The sequence below is a fragment of the Nostoc sp. UHCC 0302 genome (assembly GCF_038096175.1).
GTDB lineage: Bacteria > Cyanobacteriota > Cyanobacteriia > Cyanobacteriales > Nostocaceae > UHCC-0302.
In genome coordinates this window covers 571,186-587,910 of sequence record NZ_CP151099.1, presented here as the reverse complement: position 1 = coordinate 587,910, position 16,725 = coordinate 571,186, and the positions used below count along the sequence as shown (strand labels likewise).

12 protein-coding genes and 1 pseudogene are annotated in these 16,725 nt (G+C 40.6%); 8 read left to right on the top strand and 5 right to left on the bottom strand.

The window, feature by feature from the left end; translation table 11 throughout:
- Positions 1–279 precede the first annotated feature (279 nt).
- Positions 280–1,119, top strand: coding sequence for a TauD/TfdA family dioxygenase (locus WKK05_RS02410; protein ID WP_341528221.1), 840 nt, complete (start codon positions 280–282; stop codon positions 1,117–1,119).
- A gap of 226 nt (positions 1,120–1,345) precedes the next feature.
- Here WKK05_RS02410 and WKK05_RS02405 read toward each other — a convergent pair whose 3' ends face one another.
- From WKK05_RS02405 to WKK05_RS02395, 3 genes are all read right to left on the bottom strand, one after another.
- Positions 1,346–1,921 (bottom strand): hypothetical protein, encoded by a 576-nt coding sequence (locus tag WKK05_RS02405; protein ID WP_341528220.1) that lies wholly within the window; start codon positions 1,919–1,921, stop codon positions 1,346–1,348.
- Between the two features lie 391 nt (positions 1,922–2,312).
- Complete coding sequence (locus tag WKK05_RS02400; protein WP_341528219.1) at positions 2,313–2,768, bottom strand: cupin domain-containing protein; 456 nt, start codon at positions 2,766–2,768, stop codon at positions 2,313–2,315.
- Positions 2,769–3,563 (bottom strand): isochorismatase family cysteine hydrolase, encoded by a 795-nt coding sequence (locus WKK05_RS02395; protein ID WP_341531004.1) that lies wholly within the window; start codon positions 3,561–3,563, stop codon positions 2,769–2,771. It abuts the gene before it with no gap.
- 82 nt (positions 3,564–3,645) lie between these two features.
- On the opposite strand from WKK05_RS02395, the gene WKK05_RS02390 reads away from it, so the two are divergent.
- Together WKK05_RS02390 and WKK05_RS02385 are read left to right on the top strand one after the other, a co-directional pair.
- On the top strand, positions 3,646–5,067 hold the full coding sequence (locus tag WKK05_RS02390; RefSeq protein ID WP_341528218.1) for an amidohydrolase: 1,422 nt from the start codon (positions 3,646–3,648) through the stop codon (positions 5,065–5,067).
- Positions 5,068–5,159: 92 nt separating this feature from the next.
- Positions 5,160–5,447: a hypothetical protein gene (locus WKK05_RS02385; protein ID WP_341528217.1), complete on the top strand. Its 288-nt coding sequence runs from the start codon at positions 5,160–5,162 to the stop codon at positions 5,445–5,447.
- Positions 5,448–6,101: 654 nt separating this feature from the next.
- Here the strand turns inward: WKK05_RS02385 and WKK05_RS02380 are convergent.
- Complete coding sequence (locus WKK05_RS02380; protein WP_341528216.1) at positions 6,102–6,365, bottom strand: peptidase; 264 nt, start codon at positions 6,363–6,365, stop codon at positions 6,102–6,104.
- A gap of 310 nt (positions 6,366–6,675) precedes the next feature.
- Between WKK05_RS02380 and WKK05_RS02375 the strand changes: the two are divergent.
- The 5 genes and pseudogenes from WKK05_RS02375 (at position 6,676) to WKK05_RS02355 (ending at position 15,037) form a co-directional block, all read left to right on the top strand.
- Positions 6,676–7,413: pseudogene (locus WKK05_RS02375) on the top strand (hypothetical protein).
- Positions 7,414–7,611: 198 nt separating this feature from the next.
- Positions 7,612–8,823, top strand: coding sequence for a NupC/NupG family nucleoside CNT transporter (locus WKK05_RS02370; protein ID WP_341528215.1), 1,212 nt, complete (start codon positions 7,612–7,614; stop codon positions 8,821–8,823).
- A 1,217-nt stretch (positions 8,824–10,040) separates the two neighbouring features.
- On the top strand, positions 10,041–10,286 hold the full coding sequence (locus WKK05_RS02365) for a hypothetical protein (protein ID WP_341531003.1): 246 nt from the start codon (positions 10,041–10,043) through the stop codon (positions 10,284–10,286).
- A gap of 117 nt (positions 10,287–10,403) precedes the next feature.
- Positions 10,404–12,293 (top strand): choice-of-anchor Q domain-containing protein, encoded by a 1,890-nt coding sequence (locus WKK05_RS02360; protein WP_341528214.1) that lies wholly within the window; start codon positions 10,404–10,406, stop codon positions 12,291–12,293.
- Positions 12,294–12,973: 680 nt separating this feature from the next.
- Positions 12,974–15,037 carry a family 10 glycosylhydrolase gene (locus tag WKK05_RS02355; RefSeq protein ID WP_341528213.1) on the top strand — a complete coding sequence of 688 codons (2,064 nt, stop codon included), beginning with the start codon at positions 12,974–12,976 and terminating at the stop codon, positions 15,035–15,037.
- A 242-nt stretch (positions 15,038–15,279) separates the two neighbouring features.
- Here WKK05_RS02355 and WKK05_RS02350 read toward each other — a convergent pair whose 3' ends face one another.
- Entirely contained in the window at positions 15,280–16,701 is a 1,422-nt protein-coding gene (locus WKK05_RS02350; RefSeq protein WP_341528212.1) for a WGR domain-containing protein, read from the bottom strand.
- Positions 16,702–16,725: the final 24 nt, after the last annotated feature.

The following is a 16,725-nucleotide window of genomic DNA, read 5'->3' as shown; positions in this document are numbered from 1 at the left end:
ACTTTTAACTTGTAAAATTAGGGTGGGCAAGATGCCTATCTACAAAATTTTTATCTAAAAACAATATGCAAATTATTGTAGAGACACGCCGTAGCGCGTCTCTGCATCTATTTAAACCTATATTTAAGATAATCTCTAATGTGCAATGCTGTACCAAGAGCGATCGCCTTCGGTTAAACCTTCTTGGGTTAGGTTTTATGGACAAGAACTGCAATTATAATTACTACAGTTAGCTAGCAACAGCAACACCAAAAACTTTATAAAAAATATCATAGATAAATGCAGTATCAGTCAAGGCTGGGAGTTGAAGTACTGCAAGGGTGCAGTCTCACTAACCTCAAAGACGAGCAAAGGCACGAATTTAAACAATCTCTTTGGGAACACGGGGTTGTTGTAGTCAGACAGCAAAGCATTACTGCGTCACAGTTAGAAGAATTTGCCAGACTAACATTTGGTGAATTAATGTTTGGCGGTTCCAGGTCATTAGATCCCGATATCAGCCCAGAACTACAAAGCCGATTTGTCAATATTTTGGGTAATCCAAAGGGAGAAACCGAACCTTCAGAAAAGTTTGCTTGGAAATGGCATCAGGATAAAGATGGACTTCCACGGACTGAAGGGCTGGATATGAATGCGCTGTATGTGGTAATGCTTTATGGAGTGGAAGTACCACCTTTAGATATAGATAGACAGCCCCATAGTACTCAGTTTCTTGATCTGATTGAAGCCTACAACAATTTAGATGATCAACAAAAACAGCAACTAGAAAGTTTGTCACTTTATCATAAAGCCCCCATTTTTTCAAAAGAAGCCATTGATATTCCGACAAAAGTACATCCTATTGTATCGACTCATAAAGTTACGGGTAAAAAAGGATTATATCTAGGCATAGACACGGCAGTTCCTGTTGGGATGGAAGATAAATCAGAAGAAGCGAAAATTTTCACTAAATCTCTGTTTGAATCTGTTTTAAAAAGCACACCAATCTACTACCATATTTGGCAAAAAGGAGATGTTGTCTTTTGGGACAACTCACAAGTAATGCATAGAGGTATCCCTTATGATGCAACTAAGTATAAGCGTATCGCTCTGCGTTTAGGAGTGGTAAATACCTACTAGCTATGAGATTTATGATCATGGGTTTCTTACCTTAACCAATCTTAGAGAAAGATTGGTTAAGGTAAGAAAACGATTATTTTGAGTATCCTCCCCATTTAAAGTTCCAAATACTTCCTATCTTTTCAATAAAATTTACCTGTTTTTTGCCACCTCTTAAGAAAATTTACTTTCTTATGCTAAAGCTGAGATCCGAGTAGTGAAACTATTTAGAAGATATTCAATTTAGTCATTTGCTAACTAGTTGAATATCGATAAACGGAGTTAGTACCTCTCCAGCCCAAATATTCTGTAATATTGTTGGTATCATGGACTCTGAATAGACCTTTATACTTTCAGAAAGTTCTTTATACTTGATCCGAAATTTATATTTACCTGGATACAGTGGGCAAAAACTGTAAACATCTTGAGATGGAAAAGGGATATTCAAAGCCAAGTTTCGGTCACGCTTTTTCTTGGGATTTTGGCTCCAAAACAGAAAAGCATCATGAGAAAACGTTACTCTTTCTCCTGGTATTACCAACACATAGTCAGATTCATTTGGTAGGCTGAGTCTTTCACAATAGATACCTGTTCGCATAATTTGACCATCTGGTGCTACCAGTTCTGGAAATAAGGAGTAGAAATAGCAGGAAAAGTGATAAAAGCTTTGCGTATTATTAGTAATACTAATACCAAGCTGTATAGAAATATATACACTGCGCTTGGCTTCAGGAATAATCAATAGCTTTTCCGACACCACAGTTTCAAAACAAACACCATTTACTTCAATAGCATTGATATTATTTGGTTCTAAATATTTCATTAGTAGGATGCGTTAAGGCTTTAGCTTAATTTAGCTCTACATAAGCTAGTGCATTAGTAACTTTGATGCTTTTTGTGACAAACTATATGGAAATATATGCCTAACATACCCGACAGTAATTTGATTTTTACTTTATAAATAACCTCTAATATTGCGTTGATAAATAGCATCTAAGGCTGATACCAAGTATTAAGTCCAATTAATTACTTATAAATAAAATGTATGTTTGTAGTTGCGCTTTAGCGCCATACCATATATGATTATTGCGCTCAAGCGCAACTACGAGCCTAATTATAAGTGTTTTACCGGACACAATATAATTTCAAAAATGTTTGCAACTAATGAATCAGTAGGGGAAACAGCTATACACCTCTACTGATTTCAAATATTTCTAACAGGGCATCAAAGCATCTAATCTTCCCAGTACTGCCATATCTTCTGCATCTAACTCGACTGGAGTCCCACTGCGAATTAATTCTGAAAAGTCTTCATTGGGAACCATCACAGTCAACGTATACAAGCGAGTAGAACCTGTATTTTTAATTAAGTGTGTACCAGTAGGAGGCACTAATAAACTATCTCCGGCTTTGATCTGGACACTCTTGCCGTCACACATAGCCATCGCTTCACCTTTGAGGACAAAAAACATTTCCACCGCCCACTGATGACGATTTGGTGGTGTTTGTCCACCAACATCAAAAATTTCTATGCAGCAAGTTAAGGAAGTATTAGCATTTGTAGAATCAAAGATAATCGCTAACCGATTACTATCCTGGGGACTAATACGGTATGTTTGATACTCTTTGGGAGATTTAATAACAGGAATTACACAACGAGTAGCGTACATTTATTTATCTCCTCCTGTTTGTTCAGGATTTTTTAGCGCTGTTAAAATCGCTGGTGAATCAGTAACAAAACCAAAACATTGTTTAACGTTGTATAATGTAGCCAGCCAACAATATTCGGGAGAAGTTGTGGCGGTGCAGTCTTTAACTAATACGCAGTCATATCCTAAGAAGTTGGCATCACACAGCGTAGTCAGCACACATTGATCAGCGTTGACACCAGCAAAAAATAGTGTCGTCCTGCCGAGGTTTCGCAAGATACTATCTAATGGAGTATCCCAAAAGCCACTCATGCGGTATTTGTCTATCTGAATATCTTCTGGTGACTGTTCTAGTTCATCGACTACCGCAGCCGCCCAACTACCTGCCATGAGTACCTTAGCACCGTTGCTGGGTAGCGGATCGCCCAATCCTACGCCCTCACCTGTGGGGTTGTAAACGTGATGCGAACCAGCACTAATATTGAGTAAGTCGGGGCGATTTCCCCAATTTATCCAAATTACGGGAACACCTGCTGCACGGAGTTGAGGAAGTAAGTTGTTCAAAGGTTTGATAGGCTGACGCGCTGGAGTGACATCGACGCCAATATGCGCTAACCAGCCGTCAGGGTGACAGAAGTCGTTTTGCATATCGATGACGAGGATGGCAGTTTTTGCCAAATCTAGGCGCAGGGTTTTAGTTTCTGTTGATAAGATAACGGGTTGTGGGGTTGTTTGCGGACGAGTGATATCTGCGATCGCATGATTCACTGTCCAAGCATTTGGTGAAACTCCCAATGTCCGAAAAGGCAAATTCATAAATTGCAGCATCCAACACCATCTCCTAATTTGTAACTTGAAATCCTGCTTTGCGTTCAATTACTTAATCAAGGTTAAAATCGTGAATTTTACTATCCAGAATGTTTTGATTGCCACCGATGACGATTACGCTACCGTAGATGTACAGGTTGTAGAGGGTAAAATCGCTGCTATTGCCCCCAATCTAGATGCGATCGCCCTTGAGCCTGTCGCAGGTATCGCCTCAGTAATTGATGGTAAAAATAAGCTGTTGCTTCCTGGTTTCGTCAACGCGCACACCCATTCATCAGAAATGTGGCAGCGCGGGATTATGTCTGTCTTTCCTCTAGAATTATGGCTAGCGGAATTGTATGATTTTGCACCTCTCGACCCGGAAAAGGTTTATCTCAGCGCCTTGGGTACGGCGGTGGAAACTTTACTTTCCGGCGGCACGAGTGTAGTAGATCACTTGGTATTAATTCCTGGACAAGAATTAGAAACTATTGCCGTTGCAGTTCGCGCTTACAGAGAAGTTGGCATTCGCGCCTTTATCGCCCCGTTAATTCAAGATGAATCCATCACCGCAGGTCTTCCATCTGGGGAATCAGCACAGATTCATGAACCGTATTATCGCTCAACTGCGGCAACCCTAGAAATTATTGAAGAGGCGGTGAGACAGTTTCATCGCCCGGAAGAGGGTGTGAATATTTTAGTTGCACCAACGGGGATTCAGTTGTGTACTGATGCTTTATTTACGGGGTGTATTGAGTTAAGCTCACGCTACAATCTTTGTCGTCACGCCCATTTATTGGAAACCAAAGCGCAGGAAAAACTTGCTCAAGAAAAATATGGTTGTACTGCCGTTGAACATTTGAAAAGAATCGAATTTTTGAGCGATCGCACAACTCTAGCTCATTGTGTTTGGTTAAATGATGCTGATATTGCTATTTTGGCAGAAACTCAATCTACAGTTGTTCATAATCCTTTAAGTAATCTACGTTTAGGTAGTGGTATCGCTCCTATTTTAAAATATCGACAAGCTGGGGTCAACGTCACTTTTGGTTGCGATGGTGCTTCTAGTAATGACTCTCAAGATTTGCTAGAAGCGATTAAAATTGGTTCTATTTTGCACAACGTTACAGGCTCAGATTATCAACACTGGATTACACCTCGGCAAGCAGTAGAAATGGCATCTTTGGGCGGTGCAAAAGGATTGAACCTTGCAGATAAACTTGGTTCTCTTACTGTAGGTAAACAAGCCGATTTAGTACTTTATGACCTCACCAATTTATCATTACTTCCTCGGACAGATCCCATTGGTTTATTAGTTTTAGGGCGTCCTACAAATGTTGTTGATAGTGCTTGGGTGAATGGTAAACAAATTATTACTGATGGAAAAGTTACTACAATTAATGTTGATGAATTGCGGCAAGAATTATTTAATCGCAGTCAGTGGGAACCAAAGCGTAAATCTCAAACAGTGGCGCAAATCGAGGCTCATTATCGCACAGTCATGGGGTTGTAAAACATAAAACTAAAGTTAGCGTGAGATTCTTAGTGGCATTATACTTGAGACTGCTAGTCAGACAATCATATTAATAAGTGCTATAAAGCAATATGGGTGCAGAACCTTATTGGTATTACATAGATTATCAATCTGATATTAGTGCAGCTTTGAACACACTGCGACAACGTGAATTTGAGGCAGGACGATATAATCCTATAATTCCGTTTCTTGAATTTCCTATTACAGAAAATTCTCCTAAACCAGGAAAGCAGCATCAATCTATCAAAGCAATTATGGAAGATTTGATAGAAAGAGGTAATGTTGATGTACTCGCTCAATTCTCGATATTTGTTACGTCTCAGACACTCCATTTCCTCATAAAAATTGGGAATTACTAGTAGAAAATGCTCATTTAGAAAGCATAATGTACCATTTCACAACTTATCGTTATCTAGCAATGACTTATTTTCACGCTTTGGCACAGATCAGCCAACTTATAAACTAATAGAGTCAGTGCTATTAAGTGGTAATAAACGTTCGGACACTGCACAAAAGTTTTGGAGGGATATAGAACGAGGAACAAGTAGGCATATAATCGTCTATTGTGAAAACAAACCTATTGAAATTTTCTTTGCAGGATATTCGTTTGATTGAGCAAAACGTAGGTTGGATAAAGCGAAGCTTAACCCAACAAAGAACTTAATTTTAGGTTGCGTTGAGTGGTGAAACCCAACGCATACAAAATTTGAAAATCTTGAGTTTTTACCTATTTGCTGTTGAAAATTTCAAAAGAATCGGGTATTTGAACGATCGCCCAAGTAAAATTGGTAAAGCCGATCGCATTTACTTCTAGTATCTGATATTACTTAGCAACAACCCGTGTTTGAGCTTGTAAGCGAGATTTAGGCTTGTTTTCACTACAATTTCCACATCTTGTCAATCGCACTGCGTTGCTCAATTGCAGCAAGAATTATTTAACCACAGTCATTAAGTCGGGGAAACTGCAATGGCGCACTGTCTCGCTTTTGCGTGGTATTACTATTATTAGATGATTAGACTTTTTGACGAAATAAGCCTGTCATACTCACACCAGTAATTAATAAGCCGACTAATCCCAAACCATTTAAAAGAGGGTAAATTTTTTCTAAATGCAAAATTTCGAGCGTGTGCAGTCCGAGTAGAAATTCGCCTAACTCGTCTTGGTGAAGCCATTCATGTGCAATAGTAAAGCTCATGCCAGTTAGCACAGTCAGAAACAACGGCAGACATAAAGCGATCGCAATCTGACGATGGTAACGCCGAAACATCCGATTCATAAACAATTTCTCTTGGAGTGACTTTTAGGTTATCAGGTTTGCAGTGCGTTTAAATCAGAATTTGAATTGCAAACTCTCAACCTTCTCCTCTAGAGTATCACTATCTTTTTACATAAGAATTATACGGGCGATCGCTAATCCCTCCCCTACCCGTTTACCTACAGTTCTAGTTGTGAATAAATTTTCAAAAATACTTTGTTTAACTTTTAGCGAGATTCCCACACTATTATCTAAGGCATTATGTAAAAATAACTTGGACGAATTACTCAGAGGCTGAATAATGAGAAGATAACTGGTGTTGCAGGGTGATATGGCTGGGAACGAGGTGGTGAAAAGCATTCAAGACAAGTATGAGCGGTTGAGTCCTTACTTGAATGAGAAAACACGACGTATTTGGGCAGCGATTGAAGCTCAAAGCCTGGGTTGGGGAGGTATCAGTCAGGTCTCAATAGCAACAGGACTTTCCCGTACTACAATTAATTCCGGGATAGGTTTGTTGTCAGAAACGGATGGGTCAAAAACTACAGATGATAGTATCAGAATCCGTGAAGTGGGTGGTGGGCGTAAACTACTTGAAGAACAAGATCCAATGCTGCTAACAGATTTGGAATCGCTGGTTGAACCAATGACTTTAGGAGAAGAGTGAATCTCCTCTCAAATGGACTTCTAAAAGCGTAGTAAAACTGGCTGTTATCGTTCAAGACTATGGAAGTTAAAACTACAAGATTTTGTGGATGAAATTAATCAAACGATTCATGTATGCCATTTTCCTCCCGGCACAAGTAAATAGAATAAGATTGAGCATCGCTTGTTTTGTCACATTACTCAAAATTGGCGTGGTAGACCTTTAACTAGCTTGTAAGTTGTGATTAATTTAATTCGCAATACTACCACCCAACAAGGATTAGAAGTAGAAGCTAGGTTAGATGAAAATCGCTACGAAACAGGAATCAAAGTTACAGACCAAGAATTTAATGCTATTGCTATTGAGCGCAACTCTTTTCGTAGTGAATGGAACTATATAATTAAGCCCAGAATTCCTACTTAACTGTTCAACTTAATTTTTACATAATTCCTGAAATCCGAATCAAAATCTGATGTTTATTTACACTTAAGCTAGTTTAAGCCTCAACTTGATTAGGATTAGCATTAATATCATGAAAGTTCTGCCCAGTATTAGTTTATCCTAAAACATTAACGGCAAACTATGTTTGCATTTATTTTTAGGAATAAACTGAGAGTAAATATGGAACGCGCTATTTCTGCCTTGGGAATATTAGTTTTCATCGGCATATCGTATGCCTTTTCTATTCAGCGTAATGCAGTGCGTTGGCGAACAGTAGTGTGGGGCTTAGGATTGGAATTTGTCTTGGCACTGATTATCCTAAAAACTCCTTGGGGTTTGAATGTGTTTAAGTCTCTAGGAGATATTGTTAGCAACTTTTTGGCATTCTCTGATGTTGGTGCAAAATTTGTTTTTGGAGAAAATTTTAAAGATCATTTTTTTGCTTTCCAAGTGCTGCCCACAATTATCTTTTTCTCTGCTTTCATTAACGTCATGTACTACTATGGCATTTTACAGCGAGTGGTGAATGTTCTGGCATGGGTGATGATCAAGACAATGAAAACATCAGGTTCAGAGTCTTTATCTTGTGCAGGTAACATTTTTTTGGGGCCAACAGAGTCTGCACTGATAGTTAAACCTTATGTAGCAAAAATGACTTTATCAGAACTCCATGCCGTGATGACAGGAGGCTTTGCCACAATTGCCGGTGGAGTGTTAGGGGCGTATCTCTCCTTTGGTATCCCAGCAGAACATTTAATTGCTGCTTTCTTTATGACTGCTCCCACATCGTTGGTGGTATCAAAATTACTGTATCCAGAAACAGAAGTATCACAGACATCCGGCAAAGCAAGTATGGATGTAGAAACTAGCAATTATGTGAATGTGATTGATGCCGCAACTACAGGAGCAATTGATGGTGTCAAGCTAGCAGTTAACGTCGGGGTAATGATTATAGCCTTTTTGGGGTTGCTAGCTGCCCTAAACGCACTTCTGGGATGGTTGGGAGTGCGTGTTGGTTTAGCACAGCTATCATTGCAGTGGATATTGTCTTTTATCATGGCTCCTGTAGCGTGGCTGATGGGTGTGCCTTGGGCTGATTGTCGACAAGTAGGGGCATTACTGGGTACAAAAACAATTCTCAATGAGTTTATCGCTTTCTTAGATTTGAAGCAGCTAATCGAGAGCGGCAAAATTTCTCAACGTGCAGTAATTATTGCCACTTATGCATTATGCAATTTTGCAAACATAGGTTCAATTGGGATTACCATTGGTGGCATTGCAGGGATGGCCCCGCAACGCCAGCATGACTTAGCTCGCTTAGGTGTACGCTCAATGATTGGTGGATTGCTTGCAGGTTTTATCACTGCTTGTATTGCTGGGCTACTCATATAGCAAGCTTTAGTGAGTTGTGATCTGGTTGATGTCGCTGGTAGTTATCTACTGAACTGTGTTATACCCTTTGGGTATCTGTTTCTTTTGTTGGAGATCGGAGGCAAACGGCAGCATCTCAGAGGGCTTAGAAGATACTGAAAGGCTTCAGCTAATACCCCCTACACTTTATATTTTTTATGTTGAATTACTTACAGTTTCAGCGTTGACAAAATTCATAAATACTTTATAAGCCTTGGAGTATTGCTTCATCAATAAAGGGCTACTAATTATTACCTCAAAAGCAGTAATTACAAGCTTTATGTTGCTGTAAATTCTAAACATCATAATCAAATTTACATCATTTGTATGTCATGTAAGCTAAAAACTACTGCGGGTGCTTTCTCCTAAAAACCAGAAACTGCACAAAGCAATGCTGATAATCTCTTTGCTACGGGGATCACTAATCGCTAAACATCAATCTAAGCACTAATCCAATAAATATGCAACCCCTTACCGTTACTAAAAATACTCTCCATGTCTTGACAACAGGCTTGGCACAGAGTTAAAAAAAAAGATTGTTTCAATCATTATCCTGACTCTACAGCATCTTTCAACTCCATTCTTTTACAGTTATATAAAGAAGTATTTGTATTCACTCTGATGGCGTTAATGCAACAGAGCTTGAGAGTGATTTAGCCTTTGAACTAATGTAATTGAGACCTCAAAAACCTTGCTATTTCCAGCGTAGTCTGATTCTTATCGTTCTTATCCAGTCTGCTGAATCGGATGAAAAAACTTGAGTAGATAGCACGTTGAAATAGTGGCGTTAACTTATTTATGGCTAATATCCATTATTTATTTTGTCCGTTACGGAAACTTTTGGATGTAGTAATCCTGTTGTCAGTTGTGAATAAAGATTATATCCTGTATAGTGCTTAAAGCTCTGAACCTGTTTATGTCCTATTCAGAGACGGTCTTTAACCTGAAATAAAATTTATTTATATATAAGTGATGGACGGTTAATTTGACCTGATTAAGATTTTTTTTGACGAATTTATATCTTGGGCAGGTATTATAATGACGTAGATTTTTACTGTCCGAAATGAAGAGCAGCCCAATTAGTGTCATGAGGAAACACTTTGGTATAGACTGAACCTAAAGTTTTTTGCAGTTTTATTCATAGAACTGCATTGCTGTAAAATAAAAAGCCGTTAGCACAAGCTAACGTCGGCTTCGCCATTGTTATTTCTACAATTGATAGAGCAGCCAAGTTCGATCAGATTACAGAAAGCTGGAGAAGCAGACTAATGAATGGTAGAAAGGTAGTGATTCATTTAATTGGTAACACTACTACTTACAAAAGACTGACAATTAAAGCTCAAGAAGATGAAAACAAGTATCAGACGGGCAACAAAGTCACTAATAAAGAACTGTCAAACATCTACCGTAATAAGTCTGATTTTCACGGGGACTATAACTACTAGATTCTGCCTCGATATGGTTTGAATCTTGCTTCCCCTTTAGCACACAGATAGTTATTTCTGTGCGATGTCTTAGTAGCAAGAAACGATTAAGCAAGCACAAATTAGAGGAATTTTTCAATGTCTATTATTACCGTCAACAACACCAACGATAATGGTGCTGGTTCGTTGCGCGATGCTCTTGTAGAGGCTGAATCAGGTGACACGATCGCATTTGCATCGAAGCTAGCAGGTAAAAAGATTACTCTGACTTCTGGTGAATTAATTATCAAAAAAGATTTGACAATCGACGGAGCTGGGGCGCCAAACCTGACTCTCAGTGGTAACAACAGCAGCCGAGTATTCTCTACAGCAGTGTGGATTGATGTTACCCTAAAAAACTTGACGATTAGGGATGGCAAAAACGAAGGCAAAGGTGGTGGAGTTAGAATTGGTTCCAACAGTAATTTAACTGTGGATAATGTCAAGTTTTATGAGAATGAGGCAGGTCAAGGTGGAGGAATTCATGTAGGCTTTAAAAGTGATTTAACAGTCCTTAATAGCACCTTTGAGAAGAACGACGGTACTTTAACGGGTAATGGCTTTAGTGCAGGTGCGATCGCAACTGATAACGGTGGCTCGGTAGTTGTTAAGAATAGCAAATTCACCGAAAACAAAGGTGTTGCAGGTGGAGCAATGTACGTCTCGTTAAGTTCACTCATTGTTGAAAATTCAATTTTTCTCAACAACAAGGCAAAAGGTGGAGGCGGAGCGATTTTCACAGATGGTGCAAATATCTCCGGCCCTCGGGTTAACGACAGCACAGTGGGCGGCATAATTAGAATTAGTGATAGCTGGTTTGAAGGCAATTCTGGCTCTGGGGTAGGCGGAGGGCTTTATCTCTATATCTACAATCCAGATAAGGCAATTGTCGAAAACAGCACTATTATTGACAATACTGTCTACGCCGACCACAGAGGTATTGCTCAAGGAGGGGGATTAAGAGGCAATGGTAATCTGACAATCCGCAATGTGACGATCGCTAATAACGTCGCCGAGGGACAAGGTGGTGGTTTGTGGCTAGATGGTGACACAACCTCTAACAATGCGACGATCAATATCGAAAACACTACCTTATCTGGGAACAAAGCAACTACCGACAAAGGGCTTGGTGGAGCTATAGCCGTGAATCCTCCAGCAGATGCCGAAATCAACATTCGCAACTCTACTATTGCTGATAACTACGCCGAAAAAAGTGCTGGAGGCTTTTGGGCTGTGGGTAAGCAAAAACCAACACTTACTAATTCAATCATCGTTAACAATTCAGATCCGGCAAACACTGGACAGCAAGTTGCGTACCAGTTAAAGGATGGCGGCGGTAACATTGAGTATCCGGGGCCGTTAACCACAAAGGCTGTCAAAGTAACTGCTAACTCTCTAGTTGCCGATCCGAAACTAGGCAAGCTACAAAACATTGACGGTGTACTAGTGCGTCCACTATTAGCAGGTAGTCCTGCGATTAATGCTGGTGTTGGAGGGGCAACAAAAGTTGATGCGCGTAGTATTGCTCGTGACAGCGAACCTGATGTTGGAGCGTTTGAATATGCTGCCAAGAAGAGCAGTGTTGTCGCAATTAATGGCTCCGCAGAGGCTGATACCTTAACCGGCAGCTCCAAAAACGATCGCATCACCGGCTCCCAAGGTGCAGATAAACTCACAGGTGGTGCTGGTAGCGACTTATTTGTCTACACCAGCATTCGCGATGCGGGTGACACAATAACTGACTTCGATATTGGCCAAGACAAAATAGTCTTAACTCAGTTGCTCGATAACCTATTCGAGAAAGATTACACTGGTACGAATGCAATAGCCGATGGCTATGTAAAAGTTGTGCAAGGTGCTAGTGATAATAATTTTAAGGTACAAATTGATGCCGATGGCCCGAATGACGAAGGCAGCTTCAGAAATTTCATAACGGTAAATACAATAGGTACAGGCACCCTAAATAAAGCTGACAACTTCGTTTTTTAAAGCTTGATGCCCCTAAAAGTTATGCTGTTGAGCAAGTCATCTTAATTTTCAAATATTCCTCGGCTCCTACTATGCCAGTTCAGTGAACGGGGGTAATTGTCCAAAGTTCTGAGCGCCATCTTCTGGCGCTTAGACTTCTCTCTGCACACGGCTAACTCTTCTTTTGAAAAGTAGAGGGGATAAATTATTATTTGAATAGCAAAGAAGCGCGACTGCATATATCATTGCTGTAGCGATCGCTGGGATATTGTTGAGTTTCAGTAACAAAATTTGTGATTATTATTACTTTGCAAGGCGCTACCTCCTCGTAGCAGATATGATCATGATTGCCTTCGGCAATGCCCTAAAGCAGAATCGCTTTTTGCCTTGGCAAAGCCAATATTGACTATAATTAAAATCTAAAATATTACTAGCTGGATTGTAGAAGATACTCAGAATACAGCAGATTTCAAGTTGATGAAGTACACAATATAGGCTTCAAAGTCAGGTATAAAGCCTGTTTTCTTCGTGAATTCTGCTGTAATTTAGGCATTAACCACAATTAGAGGTTAACAGACCTACGCATAAAAGCAGCAAAGCTTCAATAGTGAAAGTTTAAAGAACATTGCAGCAGCAACTGCTCTGGTATTGCTAAATTAGCAGAGGAAATCAAAATCAAGGCCAGCTAGCTGCAATCAACAATGGTATCTATTTCTACTCCCTTCTCGGATATTCAAAACCATTGGGCAAGCTTATTTATTAACGCCTTAGCCCAACGTAGTATTGTCAGTGGGTTGCCTAATGGCACATATCGCCCTGATCACTCACTCACCCGTGCTGAGTTTGCTGCCATCATTGCCAAAGCATTTCCGAAAGTTCCCAAGAAGCGGCAGTATGTTGCCTTTGTTGATGTACCGACGAATTATTGGGCAGCAACAGCCATTCAAACAGCTTACGAAAGAGGATTTGTTAGCGGGTTTCCTGATAAAACCTTCCGTCCCGCTAATCGTATTACTAGGGTGGAAGTTTTAGTTTCCTTGGTAGCGGGTTTGGAAATTGATACGAAGATAAAACCTGACCTCCTGACAACATTGCCACAAATCTATCAAGATGCTACTCAGATTCCTGCGTATGGTAAAAATCAAGTAGCTATTGCTACTACTGCTGGATTAGTAGCTAGTTTCCCAAATATTAAATTACTCAATCCTAATCTCGCCGCTACCCGTGGCGATGTGGCAGTTTTTATCTATCAAGCTTTAGTGTATTTGGGTGAAGCACAAAAGATTAGTTCTGCTTACCTTGTAGTTCCGTCAATACCCACACCCACATCAACGCCAACGCCAACACCGATACCATTACCTTTACCCCTACCACAGGGTAGTGTGAGAGTAAATCATAGTCGTGAGTTTCGGGGGGCATGGGTAGCAGCTGTGTGGAATAGTGATTGGCCTTCTAAAGCGGGACTTTCCGTTACCCAACAAAAAGCTGAACTCACTCAGATTATCAATCAATTACAAAAGCTAAACTTCAATGCCCTAATCTTTCAGGTGCGACCAGAGGGTGATGCTTTATATGCCTCTCAACTAGAACCTTGGAGTGCTTGGCTGACGGGAACACAAGGTAAAGCACCAGAACCATTTTATGATCCATTAGAGTTTGCGATCGCTGAATGTCACAAGCACAATATTGAACTTCATGCTTGGTTTAACCCCTACCGCGCCAAGACCAGTATTAAAGGTTCGCCTAATGTCCGTCCTCACCTAGCTGTAACTAATCCCGAAGTTGTCTACCAATGGGGTAATCAACTATGGATGGAACCAGGGGCAAAAATTGTTCAGGATAGGGCTTACAACGTAATTATTGATGTTGTACGTCGTTATGACGTAGATGGTATTCATTTAGATGACTATTTTTATCCCTATCCTATTGAGGGTCAATCTTTTCCCGATGGCAAAACTTACGCAGCCTACAAAGAAACTGGGGGTAACCTCAGCTTGGGTGACTGGCGACGAGAAAACGTTAATCAAATGGTACTACGTCTATCTCAGGGAATTAAAGCCACAAAGCCCTACGTTAAATTTGGGATTAGTCCCTTTGGCATTTACCGCCCCGGACAACCACCGGGAATTACTGGCTTAGATGCTTATAGTGTGCTGTATGCTGATTCCAAAAAGTGGTTAGAACAAGGTTGGATTGATTATTTAGCCCCCCAACTGTACTGGCGTACTGACCAAGCACAACAAAGTTATTCTGCGTTGCTAAGGTGGTGGACACAAGTAAACACAAAGCAAAAACACATTTATGCTGGTAACAATCTCACAGAACCAAGTAATAAAAGTAGGGAGAGTGATGAGATTGAAAAACAGGTGAAAATTAGTCGTAGCCAAGCTGGACAGTTTTCACTGGGCAATATTTTCTTTAATCTAGGAGTTTTGACAGAAAATAGTCAGGGCATTGCTGATAAATTCCAGAGTCTGCTGTATAACAAACCTGCGTTACCTCCAACTTTGTCTTGGCTGAATGAAACACCACCACCTCCGCCCACTGGACTACAAGTCAACAACCGCAAACTAAGTTGGCAACCTGGAGATAATCAGCCAGTTCGTTCTTGGACTCTTTATCGGCAGAGTGGTAGTACTTGGACACTTCAGAGAATTTTATCGGCTGGCACAACTTTTGCTACTGTGGAACCAGGAACCTATGTTGTATGTGCAGTAAGTAGGTTAGCACATGAGAGTGCGGGTGTAGTAATTTCCGTGAGTTGAGCATTTAGTCTTCTTTGTGTCTTTGTAATTAATATTTATTTTTTAACCACAAAGGCACAAAGACGCTAAGTAAAATCACTAACAAATTTGTTCACGAATCAACTAGTGTTAATAATATTTTTAGCCAATAAGGTACTGCTTCTGCCATTTCCCTGCAAATTTAATTTGAGTATCTGATGTTCTGTCGATTTGAATCAGGACTTACGTAAAAATCGCCAAAGAGCTTTACTAATAGAACCGCGCTAAATCAATTTTTTGATTTCACCATAGGCGCGGTAGAAACCACCACTAGCTGACTCCCGCACCTCTTGCACAAGATAGCGCTGACCTTCTTGGCGGATATCCTTGGGAAACTGTACTTTCCATTTGGAGTCATATCCTGGTGAGACAACGCGAACTCGCAATTTACTGCCCTCGCGAAAGCACTCAATAATCACACCTTGGCTGATATCTGTGGTGGTTTCCAGAACTGTCGAGGGTGCTGCTCCTTCTCCTTTCGGTGCTTTAATAATAGTCGCGTCGGGAACTGTTCCCGCTTGAGCGGCAGTAATAGCAGCTTCACTAGCATCGATGCAGGCTAAAGAACCATCGGTAGTAACAATATAAACGCGATGATCGAAAAACTGCATGGATAAAGCTGAGCCGCATCCAGTACCAAGCTTCCAGAGGCGTTCTCCTGCCTGATTAAAGCAGTAAATTGAAGAACTATTGTCAGCAGCAAACACATATTTACCATCAAGTGCTGCTGCACAAGAGTAAACTGCATCATCGCACTTGTAGACTGAGGCAACCTCACCCTTTTTACTAAAACAGTAAACCTTATGGTCGCTTGTACCTGCGTAGACAGCAGATGCTTCCTGCCAACCAAATAGCACGCTACCGCCAGTCTTTTGATGCCAGAGCATCCGACCTTCTTTGCTATCATACATAGTCACGCCCTGGCTATGGCCGTGATAGACGCCAACCTCGTCACAACGTACCATCCAACCAGCTTGACCTTGGCTCAAACGAGTCCACTGCGATTCATCATCGTGGTCTATTGTGGTTACACCACCGTTGGCATCAGATACTCCCAGTAAGCCATCTTTGATATCTAGCCAGAAGATATCAACATTTTCATCAATCTTGTAAGTAATCCGTGGTAACTTGCCAGTTAAGTCATAAACGTTACCATCATCGCAGCCAGCGTAAATCCAAACATCATCGGCAACTAGACATTTGACACCATCAGGGAGTTTAAACTGATTGAGAACTTTACCCTGATGGTCAAGAGCAAAAACTTGACCAGTTTGGTTACCCACCCAGCAACGTTTTGCATCAATGAAAATCCCAAAGGCGGCTGATTTGGAGGTAAATTTCCAGAGAATTGGCGCTGGTTTTGCTGTCGAAACAGTGCTGGTGACTTGGCGTCGTGTAACAGCACGTTTCTGGCGTACACCTATAACGGCGTGTTCGTAACCTTTTTTCAGCTTTTCGTTAATCTTTTTAGTGGCGTCTGCTTTAGCTTTATCAGGGGAGGGATAAGTTTTAGTTTGAGTCTGCCCTGAGTCACCGATACGACCATAGCGAATGGTGACTTGGGTATCTTTTATGACAACTTCATAGAATTTGTGTGAGCCGCCATCAGCTTCTGAAAGTTCCAGATATGTCTTTTCTTCAGCCATGATATTTTGTTGTTAAAAGGAATC